The following is a 4,678-nucleotide window of genomic DNA, read 5'->3' as shown; positions in this document are numbered from 1 at the left end:
GTTCTGGTCTCCCGTAGGAAGAGCTCGTATTTCTCCATATCGCTTTTCTTGAGGAGAGAGACGAAGGCTTCGACTACGAAGGCATAGTGCTGGGAGGACACGCTAAAGAGCTCCCTATTGGCTACTGGATTTTTATAGCGTTCTTCTAGGAGTTGGGTCTGCTCGACGACTTGACGGGCATAAGAAAGGAACTCCATCCCATCCTTGGTCAAAGTGATTCCTTTGGGATTACGGATGAAGATATCAATTCCCATTTCTTTTTCCAAGTCCCGCACAGCATTGGACAAACTTGGCTGGGTGATGAAGAGTTGCTTGGACGCCTCATTCATAGAGCCTGTTTCGACGATTTTGATAATGTAATGTAATTGTTGGATTCTCATGCTTATATTTTAACATATTTTTGACAGAAAATCCCAGCTTGTATCAGTCTCTAGAAGGATTTTTCCCTATAAAACAGGTTTAGAATTGAAGGATTGAATGTAGCTTGATAGAATGATGGAAAAGATTATCTCTGGAGGCCTTATGAAAAGAATTGCTCACTGGTACAAAAAATGGAATCAGGAACTGGAGACCAAATTTTTAGCCAGTCTATTAAAGATTAACTTTATGACCAATTTACTGATCTTGCTTGGTTTGTCTGTCTTTCTAATTCTCAGGAGCTTGCCAGGAAATATCCAATCCTTGGGTTTCTGGAATGCTATTTTAGGAGTTGCAGTATACAGTGTTACAATTCTTGTTCATGTCCTAGGGGTTAGTTATTTTGTACCCAATATCTTTGTAATTTTGTATGTTATTTCTCGCTGGTCTACGATTCAGGCCCAGACCTTGGAAAAGGAACTGGTCGGTGTCTATGATGAGAAAGAAGAGGAAAAAATTAAACGAAGGGTCAACAATCGCAAGTACTTTGTCATCCTTTGGATAGGAGTCTTTGGCTGTATCCTCGAATCCTTCGTCATCTATCTAGTAAAGGATCTGACACCTTATGATTGGACGAAACAGCTTATCAATGAGCAGAAGCATACCATGATTTGGACGGAGGCTCTCCCGACGATCCTTACTTTGGCACTGATTTCCTTACTAGCGCTGGTCATCTATTCTTACCGAGATGCTAATTCCTTATCTCCACTTTTAAATATCTTTTGTATTAGTGGGATATTGATGGGATTGGTATTGTTAGGGGTGTTTGACATCCAGTTGCAAGTCATCGGTTGTCACACGGTCTTCTTGTTGGTTTATTCTATTAGTCTCCTGCGGACCAGGATAAAGGAGTGGGAGGGTGCCGATCCCATTAGGGCCTATGACAATCCAATTCTCCAGCGCTTTCACCTGATCCTCCACCAATCCAAACACTGGCCTTGGTTGGCAGTCGTCTTTGCCCTCCCCTTGTTAGCGCTATTGGTCATGGTCCTCATGCTCTTTGGTCAACGTCCTGATAGCTTGGTCAAGGCCTGGACCAATACGGCAGATTGGACCTTCTCGGAAAAGATCCCTCCTCAGAATCTCATCATTGATGAGCACTATCTCTGTACGGTTGCGGCTGGTGGCCATAAAAAGGTGGTCAAGCCCCAACGGATGGGAGTCCGGCATGGTCATCCTGTTGTGGTGAATCGCCAGCTCTGTATTGCTAATGCCTTTGAGCAGGTTCTAGAAGAAAAGACGCCACGTTTCCATCGATTCCTGCGTCGTAATTATGACCGCTATGGCTATCCCTTTGCCAAACATATCAAGAAGAAATGGGCGATGGATATCATTTACTATCTGATGAAGCCCCTGGAATGGATCTTTTTGTTGGTTCTCTACTTGGTCGATCGCAAGCCAGAAAATCGCATCGCTTTACAGTATATCCCACCGGTACCAGAAGGGTTTTCTCCTGAGACAGATGGGAAATGAGCGGACCCATCGGGCTTCTACTTGACAAGCGACAAGGAGAGCGATATAATGAGACAAATTTAACCTTTAAGGGGTCCAGAGAGGCCTGCAAGGAAAGACAGAAAAAAGATCAGCGGACCGAGTCTAGCTGATCATTTGTAGGACCTTGCTTTTGCGAGGTCTTTTTTGCTGGAAGAAAGAAGAGGAAACCAATGGTCAGTGACAGCTGTAAAAAACGGTTTGGAAAAATCATGATGGAAGACATGGAGTTAATCGCTCAAGAAGAGATCGCGCCACGGATTTTTTCAATGGTCTTGAAGGGGGAAATGGTGGAGCAGATGCTACCGGGGCAGTTTCTCCATATCCGTGTACCGGATGACTCTAAGCTCCTCCGTCGTCCCATTTCCATCTCAGAGATTGATCCAGACAGCAAGACCTGTCGCCTCATTTATCGGGTAGAAGGGGGAGGGACAGCCATCTTTTCTCACTTGCCTGTCGGTAGCTTCCTCAGTGTCATGGGCCCTCAAGGAAATGGCTTTGACCTAAAAGGTCTTGGTCAAGGGGCGCGTGCCTTGATCATCGGCGGAGGGATTGGAGTACCTCCTTTGGTCCAAGTGGCTAAACAGCTACATGAGCAGGGAGTAGAAGTTGAAGTGGTTGTCGGCTTTGCGAGCAAAGAAGCCGTCATTTTGGAAGAAGAACTTTCTCAGGTTGCTCATATTACTGTAACAACAGACGATGGTTCTTATGGTACCAAGGGCTATGTGTCAACAATCGTTGATCAGATGGACCAGGAGTTTGACGCTATCTATTCTTGTGGGGCACCTGGCATGCTCAAATATGTCAATACCAAATTCCATGACCATCCTCGCGCCTATATTTCTATGGAATCGCGTATGGCCTGTGGGATGGGTGCTTGCTATGCCTGTGTAGTGCATCTGGAAAATGAAAGCCAAGCAGCCAATAAGCGTGTGTGTGAAGACGGACCGGTCTTTGAAACCGGTACGATTGTGATGTAGGGAGGAAAGTATGAAAAGTAATCGATTAGCTGTATCCTTACCAGGATTAGACTTGAAAAACCCCATCATTCCGGCTTCTGGCTGTTTTGGCTTTGGTCAGGAATATGCCAAATACTATGATTTAGACCTGCTTGGATCCATTATGATCAAGGCAACGACAGCTGAGCCTCGTTTTGGAAATCCGACTCCCCGTGTCGCTGAGACTCCTGCAGGCATGCTCAATGCCATTGGGCTCCAAAATCCTGGCGTCGACGTGGTACTAGCAGAGAAACTCCCTTGGTTGGCTCAGCATTATCCAGATCTACCGATTATCGCCAATGTAGCTGGCTTCTCCAATGAAGAGTATGCCACGGTATCTGGCAAGATCTCGCAAGCGCCAAATGTCAAGGCCATCGAGCTCAATATCTCTTGTCCAAACGTAGATCATGGCAACAATGGCCTCTTAATCGGACAGGTTCCAGAGTTGGCTTATGATGCAGTAAAAGCAGCGGTAGAAGCCTCCTCCGTCCCTGTCTATGTCAAATTAACACCTAGTGTGGCGGACATTACTCAAGTCGCCAAGGCTGCAGAAGATGCAGGAGCGAGTGGCTTGACCATGATCAACACGCTGGTCGGGATGCGCTTTGACCTCAAGACTGGTAAGCCCATCATTGCCAATGGCACCGGAGGTATGTCAGGCCCAGCTATCTTCCCAGTAGCCTTGAAACTGATCCGCCAAGTAGCCCAATCGACCAAACTGCCTATTATTGGAATGGGTGGCGTGGATTCAGCAGAAGCAGCCCTGGAGATGTTTATTGCGGGTGCCTCTGCAATTGGAGTCGGAACTGCTAACTTTACAGATCCATACGCATGTCCGACCATTATCCAAGACTTACCAAAGGTCATGGATCAGTATGGAATAACTAGCTTGGAAGATTTGCGTCGGCATGTCCGAGAAAATCTATTATAAGGATTAGCAAGAAAATAAAAAATGCCTGCTGGCTACAACCCCAACAGGCTACTGAGTAAGCTACAACTAAAACAACCCTTACTCAGCATACAAAAATTTTACAGGAAAATCGGATCTTCGTCAAGAATTTGATATGTTTGTGAATCTTCCCTAGTCGAAAGATGAAAAAAACAGATTGAATCCGAACGTTTTATGATTATTTCTTGACTTTTCTTTCATATCGTACTACAATGTAGAAAAACCTTTAAAGCGGTCCAGAGAGGCTCCTAAGGTCTAGACGGTGAATCAGGGTAGATACTACCTAATTTTCGTGTAACCTTGCCTCGGGCAAGGTTTTTTTGTGGAAAAAATGTCTGCCATAAAAAGGAGAAACCCATGCGTGAAGAACGTCCCATCATCGCCCTTGACTTTCCAGCTTTTGAAGATGTCAAAAACTTTCTAGAACATTTCCCAGAAGATGAAAAACTTTTTGTAAAAATCGGAATGGAATTTTTCTATGCAGTTGGCCCAGAAATTGTTCACTATCTGAAAGGTCGTGGCCACAGCATTTTCTTGGATCTAAAATTGCACGACATCCCAAATACGGTTAAGTCAGCCATGTCTGTCCTAGGCACATTTGGAGTGGATATGGTGACAGTTCATGCAGCCGGTGGTGTAGAGATGATGCGCGAAGCCAAAAAAGCACTTGGACCAGGAGCTAAGTTGGTGGCGGTGACTCAGTTGACTTCAACCAGTGAAGAAGACATGCGTGATTGCCAAAACATCCAAACCACTGTCCAAGAATCAGTTGTTAATTATGCTCGTAAGGCGCAAGAAGCTGGCTTGGACGGCGTTGTCTGCT

5 protein-coding genes are annotated in these 4,678 nt (G+C 45.3%); 4 read left to right on the top strand and 1 reads right to left on the bottom strand.

Going from position 1 to position 4,678, the window contains the following annotated elements; all coding sequences use genetic code 11:
• Positions 1 to 380 (bottom strand): LysR family transcriptional regulator (locus ACLOR3_RS04540; RefSeq protein WP_412037024.1); only part of this gene is annotated, 380 nt, incomplete at its 3' end.
• Between the two features lie 142 nt (positions 381 to 522).
• On the opposite strand from ACLOR3_RS04540, the gene ACLOR3_RS04535 reads away from it, so the two are divergent.
• The 4 genes from ACLOR3_RS04535 to pyrF all read left to right on the top strand — a co-directional run.
• On the top strand, positions 523 to 1,890 hold the full coding sequence (locus tag ACLOR3_RS04535) for a DUF6688 domain-containing protein (protein ID WP_411400273.1): 1,368 nt from the start codon (positions 523 to 525) through the stop codon (positions 1,888 to 1,890).
• A gap of 191 nt (positions 1,891 to 2,081) precedes the next feature.
• Entirely contained in the window at positions 2,082 to 2,888 is an 807-nt protein-coding gene (locus ACLOR3_RS04530; RefSeq protein ID WP_411400274.1) for a dihydroorotate dehydrogenase electron transfer subunit, read from the top strand.
• Positions 2,889 to 2,898: 10 nt separating this feature from the next.
• A complete protein-coding gene (locus tag ACLOR3_RS04525) occupies positions 2,899 to 3,837 on the top strand; it encodes a dihydroorotate dehydrogenase (RefSeq protein ID WP_411400275.1) in 939 nt (312 codons plus the stop codon).
• Between the two features lie 375 nt (positions 3,838 to 4,212).
• Positions 4,213 to 4,678 (top strand): orotidine-5'-phosphate decarboxylase (gene pyrF, locus ACLOR3_RS04520; protein WP_412037023.1); only part of this gene is annotated, 466 nt, incomplete at its 3' end.

It is taken from the genome of Streptococcus intestinihominis (assembly GCF_046824975.1).
Lineage (GTDB): Bacteria > Bacillota > Bacilli > Lactobacillales > Streptococcaceae > Streptococcus.
This window is presented reverse-complemented; position numbering and strand designations above follow the sequence as displayed.

Bases quoted from the DNA above. Each gene is read 5' to 3' on its own strand.
- ACLOR3_RS04535 (WP_411400273.1), top strand. From the start codon at position 523: ATGAAAAGAATTGCTCACTGGTACAAAAAATGGAATCAGGAACTGGAG.
- ACLOR3_RS04530 (WP_411400274.1), top strand. From the start codon at position 2,082: ATGGTCAGTGACAGCTGTAAAAAACGGTTTGGAAAAATCATGATGGAA.
- ACLOR3_RS04525 (WP_411400275.1), top strand. From the start codon at position 2,899: ATGAAAAGTAATCGATTAGCTGTATCCTTACCAGGATTAGACTTGAAA.